Genomic DNA, 26,462 nt, shown 5'->3' with positions numbered 1-26,462 from the left:
CGCGCATGCATCTGACCGTCTCATCGCCCGTTCAATCCCTCACCGACATTCGCCGCATAGAGGCCACGCCTTTGGCCCAAGCCATGCCTTGGGTCAGCACCTACGCGCTGATTCGGGCCAGTGCCGAAGTCCACGCCAAGCAAGCGGCACTCACCTTCTTGCACACAGGGCTGCCAGGCGGCACATCCACCACTTGGACCTACCGCGACTTGCTTGAAGGCATCCACCAAACGGCCAATTTGCTGCACGGTTTGGGCCTGGGTCCGCAAGACGTGGTGGCCATTTTGCTGCCCGCTGGGTTGGCATACCACCTGGCCCTTTGGGGCGGTGAAGCTGCCGGCATTGTGCAGCCGCTCAACCCCTTGTTGAGTGAAGAAAAGCTGCTGGCGCTGCTGCAAGCGAGCCAGGCCAAGGCGCTCATTGCGCATGGCTTGGAGGACGACAGCCACATGCGTGACAAAGCGCTGCGCTTGCAAGCCCAATTGCCCCACTTGAAAACCGTGTTGCTGGTTGATCCGAATGGTGCGCTTGTGCCCAAGCCATTGCCGCCGGGCACCCAAGACTTTCATGCCCTGCGCCAGCAACAAGCCAAGGACCGCTTGCTGAGCGAACGCGTCTTTCAGGCCAGCGACATCGCCGCCTACTTTCACACCGGGGGCACCACCGGTGCGCCCAAACTGGCACGGCACAGCCATGGCGCGCAGGTTTTCACTGCTTGGGCCAATGCCAGCATGCAAGGCTTTCGCGCGAGCGATGTGACCATCAACGGCTACCCGCTGTTCCATGTGGCGGGCGTGTTGCCTGGCGCCTTGTGTTCGTTGGCTGTCGGCATGCATGTGATCATGCCCACCGAGGCCTTGTTTCGCAACCGCGAGGTGGTGCAAAACTACTGGCGCTTGGTCGAACACCACGGCTGCACGCTCATGTCGGGTGTACCCACGGTGTTGGCCGCATTGACCGGTGTGCCACTCGGTGGCGCAGACATCGCTCACCTGCGCTCCGTGCGCACCGGGGCTGCACCGCTGCCACCCGAGCTGGCACAACGCTTTGAGCACCTGTTTGGCTTACAGATCCATGAAAGCCTGGGCATGACCGAAACCGCAGGCTTGAGCACCGTGGCCCCACCGGGCCTGCGTGCCCCGGCAGGCTGCGTGGGCTGGCCACTGCCGCACGCGCGGGTGCGCATCGTGGCTTTGAGCAGCGACGACCAAGCCACCGGGCAAGATCTGCCCGCTGGCGGCAAAGGCATGGTGCTCTACAAAGGCCCCAATGTTTTTTCGGGATACCTGGACGCTGCGGAAACCGCCCGCAGCGTCACGCAAGAGGGCTGGCTCATCACGGGCGATGTGGGTTTCATTGACGAACAAGGCCGCTTACACCTGACTGGGCGCGCCAAAGATTTGATCATCCGTGGGGGGCACAACATTGACCCCAAAGTGATCGAGGACGCTTTGGGTGCACACCCCGCCGTGGCCCTGTGCGCCGCCGTGGGTGCGCCCGACGCCTACGCGGGCGAATTGCCCGTGGCCTTTGCCAGCCTGCAGCCCGGCGCGCAAGTCACCGAGGCCGAGTTGCTTGCCTTCACGGCCGAGCGTGTGGACGAAGCGCCGGCCCGGCCCAAATCCATCACCCTCTTGGCCCGCATGCCAGTGACCAACGTCGGCAAAATTTACAAGCCCGAATTGCGCACCTTGGCCACAGCAGCAGTGGTGCAAGGCCTGATCCAGCTGGTGATGCGCCCCTTGCAAACACCCACTGGGCGATGGCCTCAGGTGCAAGCGGTGGGCGATGCGCTGGTCACGGTCGACGCCACCGCCACACCTGCTGCGGCCTGGGCGGCGCTCAAACCGAAGCTGGACGCTTTGCCCATCCAACTCAGATATATTGAAGCGGAATCAAACCAACAAGCCTAGATCGCACAAACGTGCTCTGACCTGTTGTGCCGTTTCAAACCGAACCGGTCGCCATCCATTGCGATGGGCTGCGTCAATGTTGGGCTGCATGTCGTCAACAAACACAGGGGCTTGGCCCGACATCGACAACTTTTCTTCAGCGCACCGGTAAATCACATCGTCTGGTTTCACAAGGCAGACCCGAGCAGAGAACACACCGTCCTCAAACCAGTCGGCAAATGGATGGTCGGATTCAATCCACTGCGCCAGCTCTTCGGGCATGTTCGACAGATAGACCAGCCTGTGATTGGCGGCCTTCAGCTCATGGATCAGGTCTACCGTCTCTGGCTTGACACGCATGTGTGGTGCCAAGGCATCGATGAGCGCCTGAATTTCATGCGGCTCCATCGCCAGTCTTTGCGCGATGCGTTGGGCTAAGGCATCGGGCTTGATCAGACCCCTGTCCCACTGAGCCCAGTCACCATGCGGCTGGTGGTTTTGGAACACATTGGACAGCAGGCGGCCTGCGTCTGCGTCATCTTGGGCATGCGCCGGAAAAACTTCGCGCATCAGCTTCAAGGGCTCCCAGTTGAAGACCACGCCGCCCAAATCGAAAACCACCGTTTCACGCTTCATGCTGCCACCACCGTCACGCCTTGCAAACCCAAAGTCAGACCGAGTTCTTCCCCCAGCGCCCATTGCCGCTCGACCTGTGGCGTCACCACAAACACCGGCCCGAGCGCCGTATCGACGGTCAACTCTTGGAATGAACCCAGATACGCTTGTTTCACCAGCGGGCCGCCCAGCGGCTCGTCTGTCCGTGGCGCAATGCGCCAAGCTTCCGGGCGAATCGCCGCCTTCACGGGTCCGGCGGCCAACGGATTGCGTGGAAAAAAGGACAGCGGCCCTACTCTGACACTGCCGTCTGTCAAACTTTCGCCGTCAAACAGCATGGCCTCACCCATAAAACCGGCAACAAAGGCACTGGTTGGTTGTTCGTACAAAGCTTGGGGCGTTCCGGCCTGGGCCAGCAAGCCAGACTCCATCACGATGATCTGGTCGCTCACGGCCAGCGCCTCGCTCTGGTCGTGGGTCACATAAGCCACGGTCAGGCCCAAGCGCTGCTGCAGGCTGCGGATTTCTTCTCGCATGCTGCGGCGAAGCCGGGCGTCCAAGTTGGAAAGGGGTTCATCGAACAGCAGCACGGCCGGCTCGATCACCAGCGCGCGCGCCACCGCCACCCGCTGCTGCTGGCCGCCTGAGAGCTCGCTCGGGTAGCGCTCGTCCATGCCCTGCAGGCCCACAGTGGCCAGCGCGGTGTGGGCACGCTCGGGAATTTGCGCGCGCGGCACCCCCGACACCTCCAGCCCGTAGCTCACGTTCTGCAACACCGTCATGTGCGGGAACAGCGCATAACTCTGAAAGACCATGCTCACCTGCCGCTCGTTGGGGCCGAGCTGGGTCACATCCTGGCCATTGATCAGGATCTGGCCGCTGCTGGGACTTTCCAGTCCGGCGATCATGCGCAGGGTGGTGGTTTTACCGCAGCCGCTGGGGCCAAGGATGGTGGTCAACGTGCCCTTGGGCACCACAAAATCGATGCCCTTGACCACCAGGGGTCCACCCGGGCTGTAGCGCTTGGTGACTTGGCGAAATTCAATACCAGGTTGGGATGACATCCAGGTTTCTCCTCAATGGGGGGCCGGGGCGCGGCGCCCCAGTTGGCGCTCACCCACCGCTTTTTGCAGCAGCCAGGTGATGGCGGACATGAAGACAATCAACACCGTGCAATAGGCCAGCGCGACACCGTAATCGCCATTGCCCACACGGCCGATGATGTAGGTGGTGGACAGTTCGTATTTGGCCGACACCAAAAAAATGACCGCCGACACGGTGGTCATGGATCGCACAAAGCTGTAGGTGAGCGCCGCTGCCAGCGCGGGTTTGATCAAGGGCAACACCACCCGGCGCAGCGTGGTCAGGGTGCTGGCGCCCAGCATCTGCGAAGCCTCGTCGAGCGAGCGGTCGAGCTGTTTGAAAGCCGCCGTGCCAGCCCGCACACCCACCGGCAAATTGCGAAACACAAAGCACAGCACGATGATGAGCCCGGTGCCGGTCAGCTCCACTGGCGGGACATTGAAGGCCAAGATGTAACTCACGCCCAGCACGGTGCCAGGAATCGCAAAGGTCAACAGCGCGGCAAATTCAAAAGTGGCTTTACCTTGGAATTCGGTGCGCGCCAACAACCATGCCATCAGCAGCCCCAAGCCCGCACACACCGGCGCGGCCATGGCGGCCAGACTCGCCGTCGTGAACAGTGAATTCCAGGCGGTGCCCGCCCACAGCAACCCGTGCTCTGTCCACTGCAACTCGAAGGCACCACGGAAGTGATCGAGCGTGAGCGTGTAGTCACGGCCCCACACTTTGACAAAACCTCCGGCAAACGCAAACAAGTACACCACCACGGTGAACATGAGCCACGGCCCAGCCACCCCCACGCACAGTCGACGCACAGCGTTGGGCAGAGGCATGGCCACACCCGCGTCGCCCTTGCCGGTGACGGTGGTGAAGTTGCGCCGTCCGAGCAAGCTGCGTTGCAGGAAAAAAATGGCCAATGCCAATGCCGTGAGCACGAGCGCGAGGGCTGCGGCCATGCCAGGATCCAGTGAGGCGCCAACGATGGCAAAAAAGATCTCGGTGGACAACACGGCATACGAGCCGCCCAAAATAATGGGGTTGCCGAAGTCGGCCATGCTTTCAATAAAGCCGACCAAGAACGCATTGGCCAGGCCCGGCTTGAGCAGGGGCAGCGTCACCGTGGTGAAGGTGCGCCAACGGCTGGCGCGCAGGGTCTGCGCGGCCTCTTCGAGCGCCGGACTCACGCCCTGCACCACACCGCGCATGATCATGAAAGCGATTGGGGTAAATGCGAACATCTGCGCCAGCCACACCCCAAACACGCCATAAAACCAGCGCGTGGGGGCAATGCCAAAGGCCCACTCCATGAACTGGTTGTACAGCCCCGCCCGGCCAAACAACAAGATCAGGCCCAAGCCCACCACAAAAGGCGGAATGATGATGGGCAGCATGGCCAAGGCATTGAGTGGGCGGGCAAAACGGGTACCGCCGCGCTCGGCCCACAAGGCCATGAGCGTGCCCATGATGGTGGTGCCCGCCGCGGTTAGCAACGCCAGGTACAGCGTGTTCCACGCCACCCCACAGCGCGTCTGACCCAGCACACAGCCCAAGCCCCAAATGCGCTCGGTCGACAAGCGATCCACCAGCGCGCCAGGAGAGAACAGGCCCATGTCGTCGTACAGCGCCGACACCATGGAGCGCGCCACCGGGTACACCACAAACAGCGCCAGCAGCGCCACGCACACCATGACCGACGAGGACACGAACACATCCGAGCGGAAATAGCCCAGCCGCGCCACCCCAGCGCCCAACACCACCACCAGGCTGAGCAGGACGACCGCAGCACCCCAGCCCATGCCGTATTGGCCCTTGTCCAGCGGACCCCACCAACCTTCAAGGGTGGCCCAAGTCCAGCCCGGCGCACCAATGGCAAAGCCGCTGCCCAGCAAACCCAACAAGCCCATCAGCGCACCCGCCACCAGCCAACGGCCTTGGTTGCGGCCGGGCGGCAAGGTGAGTGCCAAACCTGCGATCAGCAAGCCGACCAACCCGCTCCAGAGCCAAGGCCTGCCGTGGCCCATGGCATGGGCCAAGCCACTGCCGGCGCTGTCGCTGCCCCAGCTATTCCACAGCGCATCCAGCAGCGACTGCGATTGCAGGAAATACCAGGGCAGCGCTGCAAAGGCCAGCGCCCCCAGCACCACCCACCCAAACAACGGATGGGTCAAACGACGCAACAAGTGATCCATGGAGAGGTCCGATAAACCAGGGCGACACAGGCCCCCCGGTGGGTTAGCGTGGCAGGCTGTTGACTTCTTTTTCCCAACGCTGGATCAGGCGACGGCGCTCGGCGGTCTGGCCATATTTGGCGTAGTCGTAATTGATCATCTTGATCTTGCGGAAGTCGGGCACGCGCGGATCGACCTTGGTTTCTTTGTTCGAAGGCAGCTGAAACTGCAGCGTGGCCGCACCCAACGCTTGGGCCGATGGTGTCAACGCCCATTCGTAAAACTTCTTGGCCGCATCCATGTTGCGCGCACCACGGATGATGGACATCGAGCCGATTTCGGCGCCTGTGCCATCGGCAGGGGTGATGGTTTCGAGCGGGAAACCCTGGGCTTTTTCGCCGGGGCCGTCGTGCACAAAGCTGATCGATACCGTCGCCTCGCCGCGGGCCACCGCCTTGATGGGGCCAGTGCCCGAGCGGGTGTAAGTGGCGATGTTGCCGTGCAGCTTTTTCAGGTATTCAAAGGCCGGCTCTTCGCCCATGAGCTGTACCAGCGTGGCAATCATGGTGTACGCCGTGCCACTGGATGCCGGATTGGCCGACTGGATCTCGCCTTTGTATTCGGGCTTGAGCAGATCGCCCCAGGTCTTGGGGACAGGCAATTTTTTCTTGGCAACCAACTCAGTGTTGTAACCAAAGCCCAGCGGGCCAGAATAAATGCCCACCGTTTTGTAGCCGGATTGCGCGGCCTGCTTTTGTGCCCAATCGTGCAGCTTGGGCAGAGTGGGTGATTTGTATTCCTGGCTCAAGTTTTGCTCGGCCGCCTGCAGGTGCGGGTCCCCGGTGCCCCCAAACCAAAGGTCGGTTTTGGGGTTCGCACGCTCGGCCATGATCTGGGCAATCGCCTCGCCCGAGCCCTTGAGCGTCATGTTCACTTTCACGCCCTGGCTTTTCTCAAACGTCACCGCCAGCAAGTTGCACCAAGCCGCCTGGGCCGAACAAATCATGTTGAACTCACCGCTTTGGGCATGCGCCGCTTGGCTTGTGGCCAGCAATATCGGCAGGGCCATCCACATGGTCTTTTTCATTTTCATACTCCTCAGGAAAAAACGGCCGACATGGCCAACTTACACACAGAAAAAACCGGCCAGCACCCCGGACTGTGGGACTTGGCGCTCATGGTCGCGTGCACCTGGGCCGGATAGAAATGGCTGGCACAAGCGTGATCACAGACCGTGAACATCATGAACTTCAACACTACCCCAGATGCTTGCCAATGATCCCGGCCAGCTCAAACATGGTGGCACTGTCTTTGCCAAACACCGCCTTCAATTTGCCGTCGGCCTTGATCGAGCGCTTGTCCGCCGGATCCTGCAAACCATTGGCCTTGATGTAGTCCCAAATTTTCTTGACCACCTCGGTGCGGGCGTAAGTGCCATCACCAATCACGGCGGCCAATGAGGCGCTGGGCTTCAAGGTGCCCACCGTGGCTTTGCGAGGCACTTTGGGTGCAGCCGTCTTGGCCGCTTTTTTGGCGGCAGGTGTTTTGGCGGCGGTGGTTTTGGTCGCGGCCTTCTTCACCGCCACTTTGCCAAACGGCGTCTTGGTCGCCGCTGTTTTGCGGGGTGGGTATTTCTTGCCGCCTTCGCGTTGCTCAAATTCAAACGTCACTTTGCCCTCTTCAGGGTTCCAAGCCAGCATGGCCTTGAAGCTGCGACGGGTGCGATTGCTGACGAATTTGTCGAGCACATCGGTTTTGCCGCTGGTCAGCAGTTTGACAAGCTGCTCACGCTCAATCGGCTGCTGCAAGATGAGTTTGCCCGTTTTGAAGTCGCAGCTCGGCGTGGGCTGCGCGTTCGTGGGCACAGCCTTGCTGCACACGTAATTGCTGCCGTGCTCATGCACTGGGCTGCCGCACTTGGGGCACGCGCCCAGTGCTTCATCGGTCAATTCAACGATTTCGCCGCTGTCATCGTTTTTCTTGTCGTCACCAAAGTCGAATTCAAGCTTCCAGTTCTTTTCATCTTCGTTGTACTTGAGCGCCATCTCGGCCACGAAGGGCCAACCGGCCTTGGAGCGGAAGCCCTCCAGCGGCCCAATTTTCTTATCGCGCATGAACTGCTCGACTTCGGCGGGTTCAAAGGTGCGGCCCGCAGGGGACTTGCCGAACGAGAAACCGCAACCATCGCTCGCGCCGTCGGCGCCCGAACACGTGTAGCGGCGGTAGTTTTCTTTGACCACGCCACCGCAAGTGGGGCAGGGTGCCGAGAGCGTTGCATAGTCACCGGGGACGGTGTCGCGGTCGTATTCCTTGGCCTTCTTGACGATGTGCTCGGTCATGGCCGCGATTTCTGCCATGAAAGTGGCGCGGCTCAATTTGCCTTGTTCCATCTGGGCGAGTTTGTACTCCCACTCGCCGGTCAGCTCGGGCCTGGACAGCTCCTCGACACCCAAACCACGCAAAAGCGTCATGAGCTGGAAGGCCTTGGCCGTCGGGATCATTTCACGGCCTTCGCGCAACATGTATTTTTCGTTGATCAGGCCTTCAATGATGGCGGCGCGGGTGGCTGGCGTGCCCAAACCCTTTTCTTGCATGGCTTCGCGCAATTCGTCGTCATCGACCATCTTGCCCGCGCCTTCCATGGCGCCCAGCAGCGTGGCTTCTGAATAGCGGGCAGGGGGGCGGGTCTTCAGGCCCTTGGCCTCGACCGATTCCACACCGACCTGTTCACCCGCTTGCACCGGCACCAGGTTCTGGCCCTTGTCACCGTCTTTGGCGTCTTCCACTTCGGCGGCGGCTTCTTTGCCGTAAATGGCCAACCAGCCGGGTTTGACCAGCACCTTGCCCACGGTCTTGAAACTGTGGCCTGCGGCCACGCTGATGCGGGTGGTGACTTGGTATTCAGCGCTGGGGAAAAACACCGCCATGAAGCGGCGCACCACCAAGTCGTACAGTTTTTGCTCGGCCTCAGACAGGCCGCTGGGCGCTTGCAGCGTGGGGATGATGGCAAAGTGGTCCGAGACCTTTTTGTTGTCGAACACGCGCGGAATCTTGCGCACGTAGTTGTTGTTCAGCGCCGTGAGGGCGTGCGGGGCCAGGTGGCGCATGCCGCTGTCGGCCAGCATCTCGAACGTTTGTTTGGCCACGGGCACATAGTCTTCGGGCAAGTGGCGCGAGTCGGTACGCGGGTAGGTCAGGGCCTTGTGACGTTCGTACAGGCTTTGGGCCAGCGCCAGCGTGGTCTTGGCCGAAAAACCAAACTTGCCGTTGGCTTCGCGTTGCAAGCTGGTCAGATCAAACAGGCCGGGGCTCGCTTGTGTGGTGGGTGTGGCCTCTTCGGTCACGCTGGCGGTTTGGCCGCGCACGGCATGAACAATGGCTTGCGCCTCGGCCGCGGTCCACTTCCGGTCGGCTTTCTTTTCAGCGTCCTCTTCTTTTCGCCACTTCGGGTCAAACCACTTGCCCGGATACGTACCGGCAGCGGCAGCAAACTCGGCATGAATTTCCCAATAGTCGCGGCTGACAAACTTGCGGATTTGTTCTTCGCGCTCCACCACCACGGCCAGCGTGGGTGTTTGCACGCGGCCCACAGTGGTCAAGAAAAAACCCCCGTCGCGCGAGTTGAAAGCGGTCATGGCGCGGGTGCCGTTGATGCCCACGAGCCAATCGGCTTCGGAGCGGCTGCGGGCGGCATCGGCCAGGCCCTGCATTTGTTGTTCGCTGCGCAGGCTGGCAAAGCCGTCGCGGATGGCTTGCGGCGTCATGGACTGCAGCCACAGGCGCTTGACCGGCTTGTTCAGGGGTTTGGCGCCCCCAGCATATTGCTCGATCAGGCGGAAGATCAACTCCCCTTCGCGTCCGGCGTCGCAGGCGTTGATGAGGGCGCTCACATCCTTGCGCTTGGCTTGCTTGACCACGGCAGAAAGGCGGCTCTTGGTCTTGTCCACCGGCTTCAAATCAAAGTGCGGCGGAATGACGGGCAAATTGGCAAAACTCCACTTGCCGCGTTTCACGTCGTACTGCTCAGGCGCCTGGATTTCCACCAGGTGGCCCACGGCGCTGGTCACAACGAAGGTGTCGTTTTCAAAATGGTCGTCGTGCTTTTCGAACTTGCCCGCGCTCGGTGTCAAAGCCTTCACGATGTCTTGAGCCACTGAAGGCTTCTCTGCAATTACCAAGGTTTTCATGTCATTACAATCCGTTGTCTCGCGTGTGCGCACGCGCCCGGGCACGCGCTTGCGCACACGCCCACATGAATTCACCATAACAAATTTTTCACGCCGTGGCCAAAACCCCTGTATCTTCCCCCAGCCGCTCGGCTGCACGTGCATCCGGCAAACGCATCCAGGTTCGCCGCTCGGGCGTCCATGGCAAAGGCGTCTTCGCGCTGCAGGACATCGCCGACGGCGAAACCTTGATCGAATACGTGGGTGAAGTCATCAGCTGGGACGAAGCGCAAGAGCGCCATCCGCATGACCCCAATGATCCGAACCACACCTTTTACTTCCATGTGAACGAAGACCGGGTGATCGACGCATTGCATGGCGGCAACTCCTCACGCTGGATCAACCACAGCTGCAATCCCAATTGCGAGGCGGACGAAGAGAACGAGCGCATCTTTATCAAGGCCATTCGCCCCATCAAGGCGGGCGAAGAATTGAACTACGACTACGGCCTGATCATCGACGAGCCCTACACCAAGAAGCTTTTGGCCGAGTACCCCTGCTGGTGCGGTGCGCCCCATTGCCGTGGCACGCTGCTCTCACCCAAAGACCGCCCCAACACCCCCAAGATTCCCAAGCAGAAGAAAAACAAGGCCCAAAGCCTGTCCAAAGGCAAGGCCGCCTCTGCGGGCCCCAGTCAAGCGGCCAAGCCGGCCAAAGCAGACCAGGCTGTGAAAGCGCCCAAGCCTGTGAAAGACGCCAAGACGGCCAAGACCACCAAAGCGCAAAAGACACCGAGACCGGGGCTCAAGCGCTGACTTGTTCTGCTGCGCTGACCCTGATGCACGGATGATGACCCCCTGGCCCGCTGAAGCAATTTGGGAGCAAGTGTTTCCCTTGTTGCCCGATTTCACGGTCGAAGTGTTGCCCGAAATTGATTCGAGCAACAGCGAACTGATGCGCCGGGCACGTGCGGGACAGCATGAGGCGATTTTGCTGGTGGCCGAGCGGCAAACTGCGGGGCGCGGGCGCATGGGGCGTGCCTGGCAAAGTCAGCCTGGCGACTCACTGACCTTCTCACTCAGCTTGTCCCTCGCACCCAAAGACTGGTCCGGTTTGTCCTTGGCCGTGGGCTTGAGCTTGGCGGAAAGCCTGCACCCCCATGTGCGCCTGAAATGGCCCAACGATTTGTGGTTTGAGGATCGCAAACTCGGCGGCATTTTGGTGGAAGCGGCCAGCATGGCGGGGCGCAGCCAAGTGGTGGTGGGTGTGGGACTGAACATCTGCCCTCGCGTGGGCGACGGCCTGAACACGGCGCCAGCAGCCTTGACTGAACTCCTGCCCCAATTGACTGCCCCGGCCTGTTTGGCACGCGTGGCTTTCCCGCTCATCCAGACGCTGCTCACATTCGCGCAGGAGGGCTTTGCCCCCTTGCAAGCCCGGTTTCATGCACGCGACACGCTCAAGGGCCGGCGGGTGCACACCAGCGATGGCCAGGTGGGCGAGGCGCTCGGCATCGGCCCCACCGGTGCCTTGCGATTGCAAACCGACGCCGGTGTGCAAGAGATCCACAGCGCCGAAATCAGTGTGCGACCTTTCCCCGTTTCGAACCCTCCACCATGAGCCGTTTTGTGATCGCTGTTTTGTTGGTCTTGAATGCCGCCACATTGGCTTGGCAATGGGACGCTTTTGCCCGTTGGGGCCTTGGCCCCAACACCGCCCGCGAACCCGAGCGGCTGGGCCAACAAATCCGCCCGGAAGCCTTGACCCTCGAAAGCCCTGAAGCTGTCGCGCAACGCCTGGCCGCGCAAACCCCTTGAACCTCCACGGAAGAAAACCGAGTTGCCCATGAACCTGAAACTTTATTTCGCCCCGGGCGCTTGCTCTTTTGTGCCCCATGTGTTGTTGGAAATGAGTGGCGCCGAGTTTGAGCCGAGCATGGTCAAGCTGCACAAAGGCGAGCAAAACAGCGATGACTACAAAGCCATCAACCCGCGCGGCCAAGTGCCCGTCTTGGTGAACAAGGGCCAAGCGATCACCCAAATTGTGGCCATTGCTCTGCACTTGGACCAATTGTTCCCCGACATGGGCTTCCTGCCCACCGAGCCGCTGGCCCGCGCCCAAGCCCTGTCCACCCTGGCCTGGATGAACAACACCGTGCACCCCACCTTCACGCACATCTTCATGCCGCAAAAGTTCTCGGACCTGCCCGAGGTGCAAGCGGCGCTCAAGCCTTTCAACACCGCACTGTTTCGTGGCATGTTGGGTGAGTTGCAAGTGCTGGTACAAGCGGCACAAGCCCAAGCTCAGCCTTGGCTCAGCGGTGAGCGCTTTGGACCGCTCGACGCTTACAGCCTGACCCTGACCCGTTGGGGTACGTTGGCAGGTATCGGCCCTGAAGAACACCCTGTGCTGTGGGCCTTTGTGCAAAAGGTGGCGGCAGAGCCTGCCGTTGCGCGGGTGATCGCACGCGAGCGTTTGCAGCTGAACATGGGCCAACCCGCTTGAGTGGGCTCAGGCCACAGGGCCAAAGCGCAGCGTGAAACACGCGCCCGGCGGCGTATGTCCAGGGTGGGCGGCATCCACGGTGATCGAAGCCCCGTGCTGCTGGGCGATTTCCTTGACGATGGGCAGGCCCAGACCTGATCCATCCACATTCGTACCCAGTGCTCTGTAGAACGGTTGGAACACCAGTTCTCGCTCAGCCACCGGGATGCCGGGGCCGTTGTCCTCGACCTGCATGACCAAGGCTTTGCTGTAGGGGTCCACCAGCACGCGCACCGTGACCACGCCTTGTCGCTCAGGTGTGCTGGGTGTGTAGTGCACCGCGTTCTCCACCAAATTGCGCAGCATTTCTTTGAGCAAGACGGGGTTGCCCATCACCTGAGCTCCCGGGGTGGCCGCCGTCACCCCTTCATAGCCCAGGTCCAAACCTTTGTCCATGGCGCCAGGCAAGCTGTCTTGCAAGACATCGCTGGCCAGCGTCACCATGTCGCAGTTTTGCTGCAACTGGTGTACCCCGCCGCCTTCTGCGCGCGCCAGAGACAACAACTGGTTGACGGTGTGGGTGGCCTGCACGCTGGCGCGGCCAATTTGTTGCAATGATTTTTTCAAGTCTTCTTCACTCGAGCCCGACCGCTGCGCCAGATCGGCCTGCATGCGCAAGCCGGCCAATGGGGTCTTGAGCTGGTGCGCGGCATCGGCCAAAAACCTCTTTTGAGTGACGATGGAGTCTTTCAAGCGCTCGAGCAGGTCGTTCACCGACACCACCAAGGGGGCCACCTCCATGGGCACGGCTTTGTCGTCCAGTGGGCTCAGGTCATCGGGTTTGCGAGCGCGGATGCGTTCTTCCAGTTGCGACAAAGGCTTGATGCCGCGCACCAGCGCCAGCCACACCAAGAGCACGGCCAAGGGCAACAGGGCGAACTGGGGCAGCATGACCCCCTTGATGATCTCGGCGGCCAGTACAGAACGCTTTTCGCGGGTTTCGGCCACTTGCACCAAGGCCGGGGTTTTGCCCTCTGCGTCCAGCCGGATCCAGGTGTAGGCCACGCGCACTTCCAGGCCGCGCATCTCGTCATCGCGAATATGCACCTCGTAACTGCTGCCCTTGTCTTGGTCGGAAGGCGGCATGGGCAAATCGCGCTCGCCGCTCAAGTGCTCTTTCTCTCCACCGAGCACTTGGTAGTACACCAAGTCCGTCTCATCGGCACGCAACAACTCACTGGCGGGCTGAGGCAGGCTGAACTGAACGCGTTTGTTGGCATCGAGCTTGACCTGTTGGGCCAAGGCCTGAACGTTGTAGACCAATGCCCGATCAAAAGGCTTGTTGGCCAGGCCCTGAGCAACCAGCCAAGTCAACGCCAAACTGATGGGCCAAAGCAGCAACAGCGGCGTGAGCATCCAGTCCAGAATTTCGCCAAACAAAGAGCGCTGCTCACGCTTGAAAAGACGCACACTCCAGCCGCGCGACTTCATGGCTTGCAGGTCCTGGGCTCGGTCTGTGCGAAGTTCACATCATCCGTCGCTCAGCCCGGAATTTTTTCCAGGCAATAACCCAAACCGCGCACGGTGGCGATGCGGATCGGGCCCTTTTCGATTTTCTTGCGCAATCGGTGGATGTACACCTCGATCGCGTTGTTGCTGACCTCTTCGCCCCATTCGCACAGGCGCTCGACCAGCTGGTCCTTGCTCACCAATCGACCCGCGCGTTGCAACAGCACTTCCAACAAGCCCAATTCACGGGCCGACAATTCGACCATCTTGCCGTCGATGGTGGCCACGCGGCCAGATTGGTCGTAAATGAGTGGGCCGTGTTTGATTTGCGATGTGGCCCCGCCCATGCCGCGGCGCGTGAGTGCACGCACGCGCGCTTCAAGTTCTTGCAAACTGAAGGGTTTGGCCATGTAGTCGTCGGCGCCGTAATCGAGCCCTTTGACCCGCTCTTCCACGCTGTCGGCGGCGGTGAGGATCAACACGGGCAGCACAGATCCCCTGGAGCGCAAGCGCTTGAGCACCTCAAGCCCATGCATTTTGGGCAAGCCCAAATCCAAGATCAGAAGGTCAAATTCGTTGTTGGTCATCAAGGCGGCGTCGGCCTCGCTGCCACTGGCGACATGGTCCACGGCCGCACCCGCGCTGCGCAGCGTGCGCAACAAACCATCGGCAAGCACCTGGTCATCTTCGGCTATCAGAATGCGCATGTCTGTCTCCTGTTGTTATGGCAGCGGCCTCGGCTTGTGAAGCCCATCTTGTGGATTCTAGTGTCAGCTTTGTGCATCGCGGCCGGTTGTTGGCCCTCGCGACCTCAATGGGCATAGGCTTCCAAGCCCAAAGCGACGACCGTGGCCACATCTTTGCCCACCGCTTCGCGAAACTCGGCCTCGGCCTGAGCCACCGCATCCTTGAAGGCTTGCAACCAAGCCAAACCGACGGCCGTGAAGACCACACGCCGGGCCCGGGCATCCCGCGGGTCGGGCTCACGCTGCACCAAGCCCCATGCCGTGCACTGGTCCACCAGATCGCCCATGGCTTGCTTGCTCATGCCGGCGGCCCGGGCCAAATCGGTCAAGCGGGAGCCTTTCAGGCTCAAATGCCGTGTGATGTGCACATGCGCAGCGCTGATCTGGTCGCGTGAAGCCAAATTGGCCAAGGCCAGCGGTACCCCTTCATTGCCCGCCATCAGGTGCAACACACGCTCATCAAAACGCCGCATGGCGTGGCCCAGCAAACGACCCAAATGGGTTTGCCGCCAGCGGTCATCTTGTCTGTCCGGGACTTCGAAGGGTATTGGCGGGGTGCTCGACATGGTCCGCAAATGATAAGGCAAACTGACCAAAAATATCGTTTACAGGTTTATACAGCTCGTTTACAGTACTGTTCACGCATCCAGTAAAAGCGCTTCAACGCTGAGGCTGGTGCCCCAAACCATTGACATTCAAGGAGATTCCCATGAGCGACGACAACAGCGAAAAGTCCAAAGCCCTGCAAGCCGCCCTGGCCCAGATTGAAAAACAATTCGGCAAAGGCACCATCATGCGCCTGGGCGAAGGCGAAGTGATCGCTGACATCCAAGTGGTCTCGACCGGCTCTTTGGGCCTGGACATCGCGCTGGGTGTGGGCGGTCTGCCCCGCGGCCGCGTGATCGAGATCTACGGCCCGGAGTCTTCCGGCAAAACCACCCTCACCTTGCAAGTCATCTCCGAAATGCAGCGTCTGGGCGGCACCTGCGCCTTTGTGGACGCCGAGCACGCGCTGGACGTGCAATACGCCCAAAACCTGGGTGTGAACCTGCAAGAGTTGCTGGTCAGCCAGCCCGACACCGGCGAGCAGGCCCTGGAAATCGTGGACAGCCTGGTGCGCTCCGGCGCGGTGGACTTGGTCGTGATCGACTCGGTGGCAGCCCTCACGCCCAAGGCAGAAATTGAAGGCGACATGGGCGACAGCCTGCCCGGCCTGCAAGCGCGTTTGATGAGCCAGGCCCTGCGCAAGCTGACCGCCACCATCAAAAAGACCAACTGCACCGTCATCTTCATCAACCAAATCCGCATGAAGATCGGCGTCATGTTCGGCAGCCCCGAGACCACCACCGGTGGCAACGCACTCAAGTTTTACGCCTCTGTGCGCCTCGATATCCGCCGCACCGGCACCATCAAGAAGGGCGACGACGCGATCGGCAACGAGACCAAAGTCAAAGTGGTCAAGAACAAAGTGGCGCCGCCCTTCAAGACGGCTGAGTTTGACATCTTGTTTGGCGAAGGCATCAGCCGCGAAGGCGAGGTCATCGACATGGGCGTGACCGCCAAGATCGTTGACAAATCCGGCGCTTGGTACGCCTACCAGGGCGAAAAAATCGGCCAAGGCCGTGACAACGCTCGGGAATTTTTGCGCGAAAACCCGGCTTTGGCCCGCGAAATCGAGAACAAGGTGCGCGAATCATTGGGCATCCGCTTGCTCGAATCAGCCCTTGCTGTGCCCAAAGGCGAATAAACAGCCACACCCGGAGACTGCGCATGAACACGCCTGGTTTTCAGCCCTCGCTCAAAGGTCGCGCCCTGCGGCTTTTGAGCCAGCGTGAACACTCCCGCAGCGAGCTGGAGCGCAAGCTGGCCCCACACGAAGAAGTGCCCGGCGAATTGGCCAAAGCGCTGGACGAGTTGCAAGGGCGAGATTTCATCAACGATGGCCGCGCCATCGAGTCGGTGGTGCACCGACGCTCGGGCAAGCTGGGCGCGGCACGTGTCCAGCAAGAGCTGGCCGCCAAAGGCCTCACCGGCGAAGCCGTGGCAGAGGCCATGGCCCATTTGCGTGACACCGAGGTCGAGCGCGCGCGCGAGGTCTGGCGCAAGAAATTCGGTGAGCGCGCCTCCGACGCGAACGCACGGGCCAAGCAAATCCGGTTCTTGATGACCCGCGGCTTCAACCCCGAGGTGGTGCGCAAAGTGGTGCAGGGCGCAGACGAGGACTGCTGAAAAACGCGGGTGGGGACGCCTTACAAACCCAACATCAATTGGATATTTTGAACCGCCGCACCGCTGGCTCCCTTGCCCAGATTGTCCAGGCGCGCAATCACCACGGCATGACGGGCCTCTTCGTTGGCAAATACCCGGATGTCCAGCTGGTTGGTGTCATTCAGCGCCGTGGCGTCGAGTTTGGCGTCTTCCGTCGCAGGCAGCACACGGACCCACCCCCCTGCGGCTTGGCTGGGGGCGTAGTGGGCCCGCAAGGCCTCGTGCAGGTCAGCGCCCGTCGGCTTTCCTGGCAAAGTGTCCAAATGCAGCGGCAACTGAACCAGCATGCCCTGACGGAAATGGCCCACCGCCGGCACAAACAAAGGGCGGCAGGTCAGCCCGGTGTAGCGCATGATTTCAGGGATGTGCTTGTGTTTGAGGCCCAAGGCATAGGCCTCAAACAGAGGGGCTCGGCCCGCTTCGTGATCTTCGATCATGCTGCGGCCACCGCCAGAGTAACCGCTGACCGAAGGCAGGCACACCGGGAAATCTCGCGGCACCAGACCGGCATCGACCAAGGGCCGCAAGATGGCAATCGCCCCAGTGGCATAACAACCCGGATTGGCCACGCGTTGCGCCTGACGGACAGCCGCCGCCTGATCTGCCGCCAACTCAGGGAAGCCGAACACCCACTCGGGATGGCAACGGTGGGCGGTGGAAGCGTCCACAATGCGCGGCTTGCGGCCGGGCAAACTGTCCACCATGGCCACCGATTCGATGGCCGCATCGTCGTGCAGACACAACACCACCAAGTCGGCCATGCCCATCAGCTCGCGCTTGGCCTGAGGGTCTTTGCGGCGCGCCGGGTCAATGCTCAGCACTTGAACTTGCGGCATCAGCGCCAAACGCTCGCGGATTTGCAGACCTGTGGTGCCCGCTTCACCGTCAATAAAAATGTTCGCCATGGGTGGTACTTTCTCAAGAAATGGGGCCCTCTGCGTCATGCCGATGTAAGACGCAGGGCTCAGGATTGGTGCATTGCAGCATGATACAGTCCAAGGCTGCAGTGTCCCGAGCCTGCTGGAGCCGCCTATTTCCATCCAGGTACTCCGGCGGACCGGTCAAACTTCCACCCTCTGAGAGAAGACCTCATGAAGATTCACGAGTACCAAGGCAAGGAAATCTTGCGTCAATTCGGCGTGCCAGTTCCCCGCGGCATCCCGGCATTCACCGTTCAAGAGGCGGTTGAAGCCGCTCAAAAACTCGGCGGCCCCGTGTGGGTGGTCAAGGCCCAGATCCACGCCGGTGGCCGTGGCAAGGGTGGTGGCGTCAAGGTTGCCAAAACCATCGAAGACGTGAAACGCATCTCTGGCGAGATCCTGGGCATGCAGCTCAAGACCCACCAGACCGGCCCTGAAGGTCAAAAAGTCCGTCGTCTTTATATTGAAGACGGCGCTGACATCCACAAAGAGTATTACGTGTCCGTGGTCACCGACCGCGCCACACAAAAGATCGCTTTCATCGCTTCCAGCGAAGGCGGCATGGACATCGAGGAAGTGGCTCACAGCACCCCCGAGAAGATCATCACCGAGTTCATCGATCCCCTGACCGGTCTGGGCGATGCCCAAGCCAAAAAGATCTCTGACGCCATCGGCATGCCCGCAGACTCCACCGCACAAGCGGTGGACATCTTCAAAAAGCTCTACCAGTGCTACATGGACACCGACGCGTCGTTGGTGGAGATCAACCCCCTGAACCGCGACAGCAAAGGCAACGTCATGGCCCTGGACGCGAAGTTCAACTTCGACGCCAACGCCTTGTTCCGTCACCCCGAAATCGTGGCTTACCGCGATCTGGACGAAGAAGATCCGGCGGAAGTGGAGGCTTCCAAATTCGACTTGGCCTACATTTCTCTGGACGGCAACATCGGTTGCTTGGTCAACGGCGCTGGCTTGGCCATGGCCACCATGGACACCATCAAGTTGTTCGGCGGCGAGCCTGCCAACTTCTTGGACGTGGGCGGCGGCGCCACCGCTGAGAAAGTCACCGAAGCCTTCAAGATCATGCTGGCCAACAAGAATGTCAAAGGCATTCTGGTCAACATCTTTGGCGGCATCATGAAGTGCGACACCATCGCCACGGGCGTGATCACCGCCTGCAAGGCCGTGAACCTGTCCGTGCCACTGGTCGTGCGCATGAAGGGTACCAACGACGAGCTGGGCAAGAAGATGCTGGCCGAATCCGGTCTGCCGATCATCTCTGCCGACACCATGGCCGAAGCCGCGACCGCCATCGTCGCAGCCGTTAAGTAATGACTTTGCTGGACGGTGTTGAAAGCACCGTTCGCAACTGATTAGGAACAAACATGTCCATCTACATCAACAAAGACACCAAAGTCATCACCCAAGGCATCACCGGAAAAACCGGTCAATTCCACACTGAGAAGTGCCAGGAGTACGCGAACGGCAAGAACTGCTTCGTTGCGGGTGTGAACCCCAAGAAGGCGGGCGAGTCCATCTTCAACATCCCGATCTACGCATCCGTCAAGGAAGCCGCCACGCAAACCGGCGCGACCGTGTCCGTGATCTACGTGCCCCCAGCAGGCGCTGCTGCTGCCATCTGGGAAGCTGTTGAAGCCGACTTGGATCTGGCCATCTGCATCACCGAAGGCATTCCAGTGCGTGACATGCTCGAAGTGCGCAACAAAATGAAGGCCAAGGAAGCCGCTGGCGGCAAGCGCACGCTGCTGCTCGGCCCTAACTGCCCTGGTTTGATCACGCCTGACGAAATCAAGATCGGCATCATGCCCGGTCACATCCACCGCAAAGGCCGCATTGGCGTGGTGTCCCGCTCGGGCACCTTGACCTATGAAGCCGTGGCGATGCTGACCGAAGTGGGCCTGGGCCAATCCAGCGCCGTCGGTATCGGTGGCGACCCGATCAACGGTTTGAAGCACATCGACGTGATGAAGGCCTTCAACGACGATCCCGACACCGACGCCGTCATCATGATCGGTGAAATCGGCGGTCCAGACGAAGCCGAAGCCGCCCAGTGGTGCAAGGCCAACATGAAAAAGCCTGTGGTCGGTTTCATCGCCGGTGTGACCGCCCCTCCTGGCAAGCGCATGGGCCATGCGGGTGCTTTGATCTCGGGCGGTGCCGACACCGCCGATGCCAAACTGGCCATCATGGAAGAGTGCGGCTTCATCGTCACACGCAACCCGTCTGAGCTGGGCAAATTGCTCAAGGCGCAGTTGAAATAATCAGGGTTTTCCCTCGGGTTAGAACCCGACCCCTGAATGAGGCTGTGGTTTGCCACAATAGCCAAGCCGGATGTCCTGCGGGACAATCCGGCTTTTCGTTTTTTGCCCGCTCAATTCGTCGATCCCGTGTCGGCGTCAAAGGAACACCGTGGAAGAATTTCTGACCCCTCATTTCTGGTTTGCTGTCGGCCAGATCATCATGATCGACATCTTGCTCGGTGGTGACAACGCCGTGGTGATTGCGTTGGCCTGCCGCCAGTTGCCCGATCACCAACGCACCAAAGGCATCATGTGGGGTACGGCCGGCGCCATCGTGTTGCGCGTCATCTTGATCTTCTTTGCGCTCACCTTGCTGGCCATTCCCTTCCTCAAGTTCGTCGGAGCGCTTTTGCTCATCTGGATTGGCGTGAAACTCCTCACCCCCGATGAAGACGACGACCACAGCAACATCCAGGGCAGCGACAAGCTTTGGGGCGCAGTCAAAACCGTCATCATTGCCGACTTGGTCATGAGCGTGGACAACGTGATCGCCATCGCCGGTGCCGCCCAAACCTCGGGCAATGCCGATCACCAAATGCCTCTGGTCATTTTTGGCTTGTTGGTCAGCATTCCCATCATCGTCTGGGGCAGCCAGTTGGTGCTGAAATTGATGGACCGTTTCCCAATCATCATCACCGCTGGCGGTATGCTGCTGGGCTGGATCGCCGGCACCATGATCCAAACCGACCCGGGTTTGGTGGCTTACCTGCCACAGGACAAAGCTTGGGGCTACGGCTTGGGTATTGCAGGCGCTTTGCTGGTCTTGGCCCTGGGCAAAGTGATCATGGCCCGTCGCACTTCCTCCGCCGAAGACGCAGCCGTTTGATCCTAAAGTAGGCATTTTTTGGCACATCATTTACCATCGGATGCCCTGCAACAGGAGACAGAACCATGCCTCGCCAACAAAAAGGTTTGACACTGATCGAGCTGATGATCGTGATCGCGGTCATTGGCATTTTGGGCGCACTGGCCCTGCCCGCCTACCAAGATTACGCCATCCGGGCCAAAGTGTCCGAAATGCTTTTGGCGGCGAATGCTTGCAAAACGGCCGTCAATGAAGCCATCAGCTCCTCCGCCGACGCCAATGTGTCTGGGGCTTTGCCCCAAGTCTGCGACAGCCAGACCAGCAAGTACGTGACCCGCGTCACCGTGGATGGCAACGGGGTGATCACGGTGGTGGGCAACCATGAAGCGCTGCGTGGCAGCACCAGCGCTTCGGCCAACGCCATCGCCTTGACCCCACTGCAAGCCGGTAATACACCGATCAACGGCAGCACAGACGGTGGCAAAACCATTGCAGACTGGCGGTGCGGTCCATCGGCTAACAATGGTTTGGCGGTGAAGTACCTGCCCTCTTCGTGCAAGGCGTCCTGAGCTTGTTCTTCCCTGACAACGCCCTGCTCAACCCAGGGCGTTTTTCTTGGAGGTGAGCCGATGTTGAGCGCTCCCGCACCGCGCACCGCCCTGAAAAACCCAAGCGTTCTGCCAAGCCTGTTGTGGGGACTGTGGATGGTGTTGCCATGGATCGCACCCTGGTCACCTGGGCCCCAAGCCAACACGGTGCCCTGGCTCATCAGTGCGGGTTGTATGGGCTTGCTCCTGGTCTTTGGGCATGGCCTGCAAGCCGTGGACATCGCGCGGGCGTGGTCCGTGGCGGCCCTGATGAGCAGCGCCATGGGACTCCTGCAATACTTTGGTGCCTCTGAATTCTTCAGCCCCTGGCTGCATGTGACGGCTCTAGGCGAAGCAAACGCCAACTTGCGCCAACGTAACCACCTGGCCACCTTGCTGGCCATCGGCGTCTTGTCCGTGCTGTGGTGGCAAGCCCATGGGCTCAGAACCCGACACGCGCTGTGGATGCTCGCCCTTTTGGCCCTTGGCAATGCCGCCACGGCGTCGCGCACCGGTTTGTTGCACATGCTGTTGGTGGGGGGCTTGGCGGTGTTTTGGGCCTACCGCTCTCGGCTGCAAACCCGCCGAGTTTCTGCCCGTTGGGGCTTGGGCGTCTTGGCCGCCTACGGGCTGGCCAATGGGTTTCTGCCCTGGAGCCTGAGTTGGCTGTCTGGGCAAGACGTGGTTGACGCGCTGACCCGCATGGGCCACAACGAAGGCTGCGCAAGCCGTGGCGTGCTGTGGGCCAACGTGCTGGAGCTGATCGGTCAAAAACCTTGGGGCGGCTGGGGCTGGGGCGAACTCAAATATGCCCACTACATCACGCCTTACGACGGCGCTCCAGAAAAACGTTTCTGTGACATTCTGGGCAATGCCCACAACCTGCCTTTGCATCTGGCATTCTCTGTGGGCATCCCGATCACCGCCGTAGGCGGTCTGGCGTTGCTGGCCGCACTGGTCAGGGCACGGCCTTGGCGGAGTTCATCGCCCACGCCGCAACTGGCTTGGTCGGTACTGGCTGTGATCGGCATGCACAGTCTGCTGGAGTTTCCCCTTTGGTACGGCCCGTTCCAGATGGCCGTGCTGCTGTGTGGGGCATTGCTGCTCCCCAGCGCAAGTCTCGGCTCTGACGGCTCACATGCCCGGAAACTGGTGGGCTGCTTGCTGCTGGTGATCGTTGGCATGGTGGCCGCTGATTACGTCCGTGCTCGTCAAATTTATATGCCCGCCGCACAGCGCTGGGCCGTGTGGCGTGACGACCCATTGGCAGCGGCTCGCAGCAGTTGGTTCTTCCAACAGGCGGCCAACTTTGCCGAACTGACCACCACGCGCATCACCCCGGAAAATGCAGAATGGGTGCTGGCCACCAGCCAAGCACTGCTGCACTACTCCCCCGAGCCCAAAGTGGTGCGTCCATTGATCTTGAGCGCACACAGGCTGGGCCGACAAGATTTGGTGGACCTGCATACCGCCCGGTGGCTCGCCGCTTTCCCATCCGAGCCACTGCCCGGACATGTCCACAGATCAGAAAACCAGGTGTTGCCCGCACGGTCTGAACACTGAGGTGTCAACCGACCACCGGCAACAGCTTGGGCCCATCTGCTTTGAACCGACCGTTGACCCGGCCCAGCACACCATCTGCGGCTTTGTCCGGTGCGGTCATGCGAGTGACCGCAAGCCCTTTTCTTCAAGTGACTTGAAGGGTCTCCTTTGCCCTGAGCTCGAATACCGCGGTATGCCCAAATCGCTCAGTGAACAGATAGCCGCTTTCCGTCAGCAGTCGATAGGTCCTTGTGGTCAAGAGATCAGGTATGGCCTCACCATAAATTTCAATCATGACGATCTGTGGCTTTTGTAACCATGTGTCCATGCTTTGGATCACCTCATCATCCAAGCCCTCAATGTCGATGTTCAAGAGCCCGAATTTCCCAGTCAAGCGGGTGTTTGCCCGTTCAACAATCTCTCTCAGGGTCAGGCACGGAACAACCGTCACATTCGTCAAACCCCTTTCTTGAGCGATGACTGGATCACAGGTTGCGCAGTTATCGATCGCTTTGTCGCTGTAAAAGGCGATGGTGGATGAACTTAAAGACATGGCTTCACTGACGATGGCCGCCTGAATGTTCAGATCATCGGGTCTTGCGGACTTGAAGGCATCGATCACAGCTTGGCTGGCATCGACGTTGACGCCAGACCAGCCCAAACTCCAAAGGTAAGCGGTGTTCGACAAGTGGTACGGATGGTGCGCCCCAATGTCGACATAAAAATGGCCCGTGCTGGGCTTGCGAAAACGTTTGTGCAGCAATATGTCTTCACCGTATTGCGAGAAGTGCAATCGGGCTGAGCCGCTCCATACAGCTTTCAATATTCTCAGGATTGTTTTCAAGGGTTTCATGTGATTTCCAAGGGCATGCCACCACTTGGCCTGATGCTGTGTGTTGGGGTGGGCAAGATTTGTTGCCCGCTGGCGGCAGTGTACGTCGTCATTTGAGTTTGGCGATGCCTTCGCTCCATGCCGATATTGGGCCGAGTTTCACCAACTGCCGACCCCACCGCACTCGCCAATTTTGAAATGGGTCCCCAGTCAAGGGTTGAACCATGATCGGCTCAAACGCTGGGGGATTGTGACTGACCGACGCATCCGACTGCCCAATGGATTGAAGCCGACGGTCAAAGGATTTTTCCGGCTCTTGCTCTGACGGGAAAGCTCAATGCAGCTTGAGGTAATGGTCCAATTTCGTTACGGATGTCGATCAAAACGCCGGCAACGTTAGGATCGAGCAACAGACGCGTATCGGCATCCATCGCTAAACCAGATGAACCCGGGGTGTTGTATTGTAGAAAGCGCGCCAACCACGCAACTTTGATGGGAGAACCATTCAGTGTGGCAGAAGTGGAACTCGTCACTAAACCCGGCCCAGTTGATGAAGAGCCATGGAGGCTGGTCATGATTGGACCGCCAAAACCGTATGGCATCAGGTATGAAGTTCCACCGATCATCAATTGATTGGGGGTGATAACTTGGGCGAAGACTTTTTTGCCCGCTGTGTCGTACAAGCCGTAAGCGCCAACTGTCTGGGTCGCGGTGCTGTCATCGGTAGAGTAACAGTCCTTTATGGATCCTGTTTCAAAACATATTTCAGAATTGTCGTAGCTGATGACCGTGTTGGTGCCGTTGCTGTTGTATGCAGCGCGTCGAGCGTTGCGATCGGCGAACGATGAAAAGGTATTGAAAGAATCAAAGAGTGGGGGGGCAGAGGGCATCGATGTCATGTCCCGCGACTGACCAACGAATTTGAAAACATGACCCGATGCAATGATGCGCATGGTCGATAAGCGATCGCCGTCAACGGTATAAGCTCCGCCGTTATTCAGCTGTTCAACAACAGAAATGTCAAACCGTCCGTAAGGTTCTGAAGGCGTGGGTGCGGCAGAAACAACCCCTTTGATGTAAACAATGCCATCATTGCCATTGAATGCCGTCGAGTTTTGATCGTCATACCAAACTTTACCGATGGTGTCACCCGTGACCGGATCGATGCTCAAGTTGACAATCGCGGTGATTTCTTCATCGCCTTCACCTGTTCCAAAACACTTTTTCTCATTAACCTTGACATGCACATTGCCTTGATCGACGAATTCACTTTTCCACAACTGGTTTAAAACACACACCAGCTGATCAGGGAGCGTCAAAGCGTCCGCTGAATAGTCCCCGTAAAATTTGACCGTTCTTTGGTTTTGCTCGTCTGATTGCTCGTCGGTGAGCGATACGGCCGCAACGGATAGCGCGGCACACAAAATACCAAATGAAATTTTGGTTTTAAATATTCGGAAAAACATGAATTACTCCGTCACTGAAAGCGATTGAGGCAAGCTCTTGAATTCGACGGTGCTGTTTGCGCCACCTCCACCACCACAACCACTGAGTACCGCGATGGTAAAAACAAAAAATAAAAATTTCGGCACGGATAATTCCATTAATCTGGTGATCACACACCTTCATTTTAACAATAAATAAAAATATTGAATTGATTATTTCGAAAGCCAAATTTAAAATAATTTAAAAAGTTTTTTGACCCGAAAATAGCCCTGGTACATTAATTTAATGTAATCCATCTTTTTTTCTTAATGCAATTTTCTGACGCCACTTTATTTATTCGGTGTCCATGGCCAATGCGCATTGGTTGATTGAAGACCCAACCGGTCAACAAGGGCTGCTTTTGGAGGGGTCAACTCAGCCACTGACCGGCTGCTGTGCGCCCTGGTGGGACCGCCAGGGGAGATCGCCTCAACCTGAGCTGGACTCGTCCGTTGATTTGTGAGCGCCTACTTGCCCGCCACAAAGCTCCCACTCTTGCCCCCGTGCTTTTCCAGCAAGGTCACGCCGTTCATGGTCATGCCGCGGTCCACCGCTTTGCACATGTCGTAGATGGTGAGCAGGGCGACATTCACCGCGGTCAGGGCTTCCATTTCCACGCCGGTTTGGCCGATGGTTTCGGCGGTTGCCGTGCAGACCACCGCGTTGTCGCCAGGCAGCACCTCAAATTCAACCGCCACACGGGTCAGGCCAATCGGGTGACACAAGGGGATCAGTTCGCTGGTTTTCTTGGCGCCCATGATGCCGGCGATGCGGGCGATGCCCAGCACATCGCCTTTTTTGGCGGTGCCGGAAGTGACCAACGCCAGGGTTTCAGGCTGCATCTGGATGCGCCCCGTCGCGACAGCGACTCGGCGGGTACTGGATTTTCCACCCACGTCCACCATATGGGCTTGGCCTTGGGCGTCAAAGTGGGTCAATGCATCGGTCGGCTGGGTCATGGCGGAGGTGGTTAAAACCAGTTACAAAAGGTGGGCAAGAATGGCGCATCATACGGCCAACACCGGGGGAAATGGCGGCC

The 26,462-nt window shown here is 59.5% G+C and carries 24 protein-coding genes; 12 read left to right on the top strand and 12 right to left on the bottom strand.

Going from position 1 to position 26,462, the window contains the following annotated elements; genetic code table 11:
- Positions 1 to 5 precede the first annotated feature (5 nt).
- On the top strand, positions 6 to 1,913 hold the full coding sequence (locus ACHEXK_RS15175; RefSeq protein ID WP_416547140.1) for an acyl-CoA synthetase: 1,908 nt from the start codon (positions 6 to 8) through the stop codon (positions 1,911 to 1,913).
- Here ACHEXK_RS15175 and ACHEXK_RS15170 read toward each other — a convergent pair.
- From ACHEXK_RS15170 to ACHEXK_RS15150, 5 genes are all read right to left on the bottom strand, one after another.
- Positions 1,896 to 2,528, bottom strand: coding sequence for an HAD-IA family hydrolase (locus ACHEXK_RS15170; RefSeq protein WP_416547139.1), 633 nt, complete (start codon positions 2,526 to 2,528; stop codon positions 1,896 to 1,898). The two genes, ACHEXK_RS15175 and ACHEXK_RS15170, sit on opposite strands and share 18 nt — an antisense overlap.
- Positions 2,525 to 3,571 carry an ABC transporter ATP-binding protein gene (locus ACHEXK_RS15165; RefSeq protein ID WP_416547138.1) on the bottom strand — a complete coding sequence of 349 codons (1,047 nt, stop codon included), beginning with the start codon at positions 3,569 to 3,571 and terminating at the stop codon, positions 2,525 to 2,527. The genes ACHEXK_RS15170 and ACHEXK_RS15165 overlap by 4 nt, the downstream gene beginning before the upstream one ends.
- Positions 3,572 to 3,583: 12 nt before the next feature.
- On the bottom strand, positions 3,584 to 5,779 hold the full coding sequence (locus tag ACHEXK_RS15160) for an ABC transporter permease (RefSeq protein ID WP_416547137.1): 2,196 nt from the start codon (positions 5,777 to 5,779) through the stop codon (positions 3,584 to 3,586).
- A gap of 43 nt (positions 5,780 to 5,822) precedes the next feature.
- Positions 5,823 to 6,845, bottom strand: a complete 1,023-nt coding sequence (locus tag ACHEXK_RS15155) for an ABC transporter substrate-binding protein (protein ID WP_416547136.1) — start codon at positions 6,843 to 6,845, stop codon at positions 5,823 to 5,825.
- A gap of 169 nt (positions 6,846 to 7,014) precedes the next feature.
- Positions 7,015 to 9,945, bottom strand: coding sequence for a DNA topoisomerase III (locus tag ACHEXK_RS15150; protein WP_416547135.1), 2,931 nt, complete (start codon positions 9,943 to 9,945; stop codon positions 7,015 to 7,017).
- 95 nt (positions 9,946 to 10,040) lie between these two features.
- On the opposite strand from ACHEXK_RS15150, the gene ACHEXK_RS15145 reads away from it, so the two are divergent.
- From ACHEXK_RS15145 to ACHEXK_RS15130, 4 genes are read left to right on the top strand one after another with little or no spacing between them, the layout of a single operon-like run.
- On the top strand, positions 10,041 to 10,739 hold the full coding sequence (locus tag ACHEXK_RS15145) for an SET domain-containing protein (RefSeq protein ID WP_416547134.1): 699 nt from the start codon (positions 10,041 to 10,043) through the stop codon (positions 10,737 to 10,739).
- A 31-nt stretch (positions 10,740 to 10,770) separates the two neighbouring features.
- Complete coding sequence (locus ACHEXK_RS15140; protein ID WP_416547133.1) at positions 10,771 to 11,544, top strand: biotin--[acetyl-CoA-carboxylase] ligase; 774 nt, start codon at positions 10,771 to 10,773, stop codon at positions 11,542 to 11,544.
- Positions 11,541 to 11,741: a hypothetical protein gene (locus tag ACHEXK_RS15135; RefSeq protein WP_416547132.1), complete on the top strand. Its 201-nt coding sequence runs from the start codon at positions 11,541 to 11,543 to the stop codon at positions 11,739 to 11,741. The genes ACHEXK_RS15140 and ACHEXK_RS15135 overlap by 4 nt, the downstream gene beginning before the upstream one ends.
- Before the next feature lie 28 nt (positions 11,742 to 11,769).
- Positions 11,770 to 12,429, top strand: coding sequence for a glutathione S-transferase family protein (locus tag ACHEXK_RS15130; RefSeq protein WP_416547131.1), 660 nt, complete (start codon positions 11,770 to 11,772; stop codon positions 12,427 to 12,429).
- Between the two features lie 6 nt (positions 12,430 to 12,435).
- On the opposite strand, the gene ACHEXK_RS15125 is transcribed toward ACHEXK_RS15130, so the two are convergent.
- The 3 genes from ACHEXK_RS15125 to ACHEXK_RS15115 all read right to left on the bottom strand — a co-directional run bounded on the left by ACHEXK_RS15125 (position 12,436) and on the right by ACHEXK_RS15115 (position 15,229).
- Positions 12,436 to 13,899, bottom strand: a complete 1,464-nt coding sequence (locus tag ACHEXK_RS15125) for a sensor histidine kinase (protein WP_416547130.1) — start codon at positions 13,897 to 13,899, stop codon at positions 12,436 to 12,438.
- A 50-nt stretch (positions 13,900 to 13,949) separates the two neighbouring features.
- A complete protein-coding gene (locus ACHEXK_RS15120; RefSeq protein WP_090044111.1) occupies positions 13,950 to 14,624 on the bottom strand; it encodes a response regulator transcription factor in 675 nt (224 codons plus the stop codon).
- Positions 14,625 to 14,728: 104 nt separating this feature from the next.
- Positions 14,729 to 15,229 (bottom strand): MarR family winged helix-turn-helix transcriptional regulator, encoded by a 501-nt coding sequence (locus ACHEXK_RS15115; RefSeq protein WP_416547129.1) that lies wholly within the window; start codon positions 15,227 to 15,229, stop codon positions 14,729 to 14,731.
- A gap of 143 nt (positions 15,230 to 15,372) precedes the next feature.
- On the opposite strand from ACHEXK_RS15115, the gene recA reads away from it, so the two are divergent.
- Positions 15,373 to 16,410, top strand: coding sequence for a recombinase RecA (gene recA, locus ACHEXK_RS15110; RefSeq protein ID WP_416547128.1), 1,038 nt, complete (start codon positions 15,373 to 15,375; stop codon positions 16,408 to 16,410).
- A 23-nt stretch (positions 16,411 to 16,433) separates the two neighbouring features.
- On the top strand, positions 16,434 to 16,892 hold the full coding sequence (recX, locus tag ACHEXK_RS15105) for a recombination regulator RecX (RefSeq protein WP_416547127.1): 459 nt from the start codon (positions 16,434 to 16,436) through the stop codon (positions 16,890 to 16,892).
- A 20-nt stretch (positions 16,893 to 16,912) separates the two neighbouring features.
- Here the strand turns inward: recX and argC are convergent, their stop codons facing one another.
- Positions 16,913 to 17,836 (bottom strand): N-acetyl-gamma-glutamyl-phosphate reductase, encoded by a 924-nt coding sequence (gene argC, locus ACHEXK_RS15100; RefSeq protein WP_416547126.1) that lies wholly within the window; start codon positions 17,834 to 17,836, stop codon positions 16,913 to 16,915.
- Positions 17,837 to 18,022: 186 nt separating this feature from the next.
- Between argC and sucC the strand changes: the two genes are divergently transcribed.
- The 5 genes from sucC (at position 18,023) to ACHEXK_RS15075 (ending at position 23,127) form a co-directional block, all read left to right on the top strand.
- Positions 18,023 to 19,183: an ADP-forming succinate--CoA ligase subunit beta gene (gene sucC, locus ACHEXK_RS15095; protein WP_416547125.1), complete on the top strand. Its 1,161-nt coding sequence runs from the start codon at positions 18,023 to 18,025 to the stop codon at positions 19,181 to 19,183.
- Positions 19,184 to 19,236: 53 nt separating this feature from the next.
- Positions 19,237 to 20,133, top strand: a complete 897-nt coding sequence (sucD, locus tag ACHEXK_RS15090) for a succinate--CoA ligase subunit alpha (RefSeq protein WP_108365634.1) — start codon at positions 19,237 to 19,239, stop codon at positions 20,131 to 20,133.
- A gap of 148 nt (positions 20,134 to 20,281) precedes the next feature.
- Positions 20,282 to 20,998, top strand: coding sequence for a TerC family protein (locus tag ACHEXK_RS15085; protein ID WP_416547124.1), 717 nt, complete (start codon positions 20,282 to 20,284; stop codon positions 20,996 to 20,998).
- 65 nt (positions 20,999 to 21,063) lie between these two features.
- A complete protein-coding gene (locus tag ACHEXK_RS15080) occupies positions 21,064 to 21,546 on the top strand; it encodes a pilin (protein ID WP_416547123.1) in 483 nt (160 codons plus the stop codon).
- A gap of 60 nt (positions 21,547 to 21,606) precedes the next feature.
- Positions 21,607 to 23,127, top strand: coding sequence for a Wzy polymerase domain-containing protein (locus ACHEXK_RS15075; protein WP_416547122.1), 1,521 nt, complete (start codon positions 21,607 to 21,609; stop codon positions 23,125 to 23,127).
- 124 nt (positions 23,128 to 23,251) lie between these two features.
- Here ACHEXK_RS15075 and ACHEXK_RS15070 read toward each other — a convergent pair whose 3' ends face one another.
- From ACHEXK_RS15070 to moaC, 3 genes are all read right to left on the bottom strand, one after another.
- Positions 23,252 to 23,959, bottom strand: a complete 708-nt coding sequence (locus ACHEXK_RS15070) for an FkbM family methyltransferase (protein WP_416547121.1) — start codon at positions 23,957 to 23,959, stop codon at positions 23,252 to 23,254.
- Between the two features lie 275 nt (positions 23,960 to 24,234).
- The gene (locus ACHEXK_RS15065; protein ID WP_416547120.1) at positions 24,235 to 25,404 is read right to left on the bottom strand and encodes a hypothetical protein; all 1,170 of its coding nucleotides are present in this window, start codon (positions 25,402 to 25,404) and stop codon (positions 24,235 to 24,237) included.
- A gap of 486 nt (positions 25,405 to 25,890) precedes the next feature.
- Positions 25,891 to 26,382, bottom strand: a complete 492-nt coding sequence (moaC, locus tag ACHEXK_RS15060; RefSeq protein WP_416547119.1) for a cyclic pyranopterin monophosphate synthase MoaC — start codon at positions 26,380 to 26,382, stop codon at positions 25,891 to 25,893.
- Between the last annotated feature and the right edge of the window lie 80 nt (positions 26,383 to 26,462).

It is taken from the genome of Limnohabitans sp. DCL3 (assembly GCF_048019295.1).
In the GTDB taxonomy this organism is placed as follows: Bacteria; Pseudomonadota; Gammaproteobacteria; order Burkholderiales; family Burkholderiaceae_C; genus Limnohabitans_A.
The sequence above is the reverse complement of the archived record's forward strand: the minus strand, read 5'-3'. Positions and strand labels throughout refer to the sequence as shown.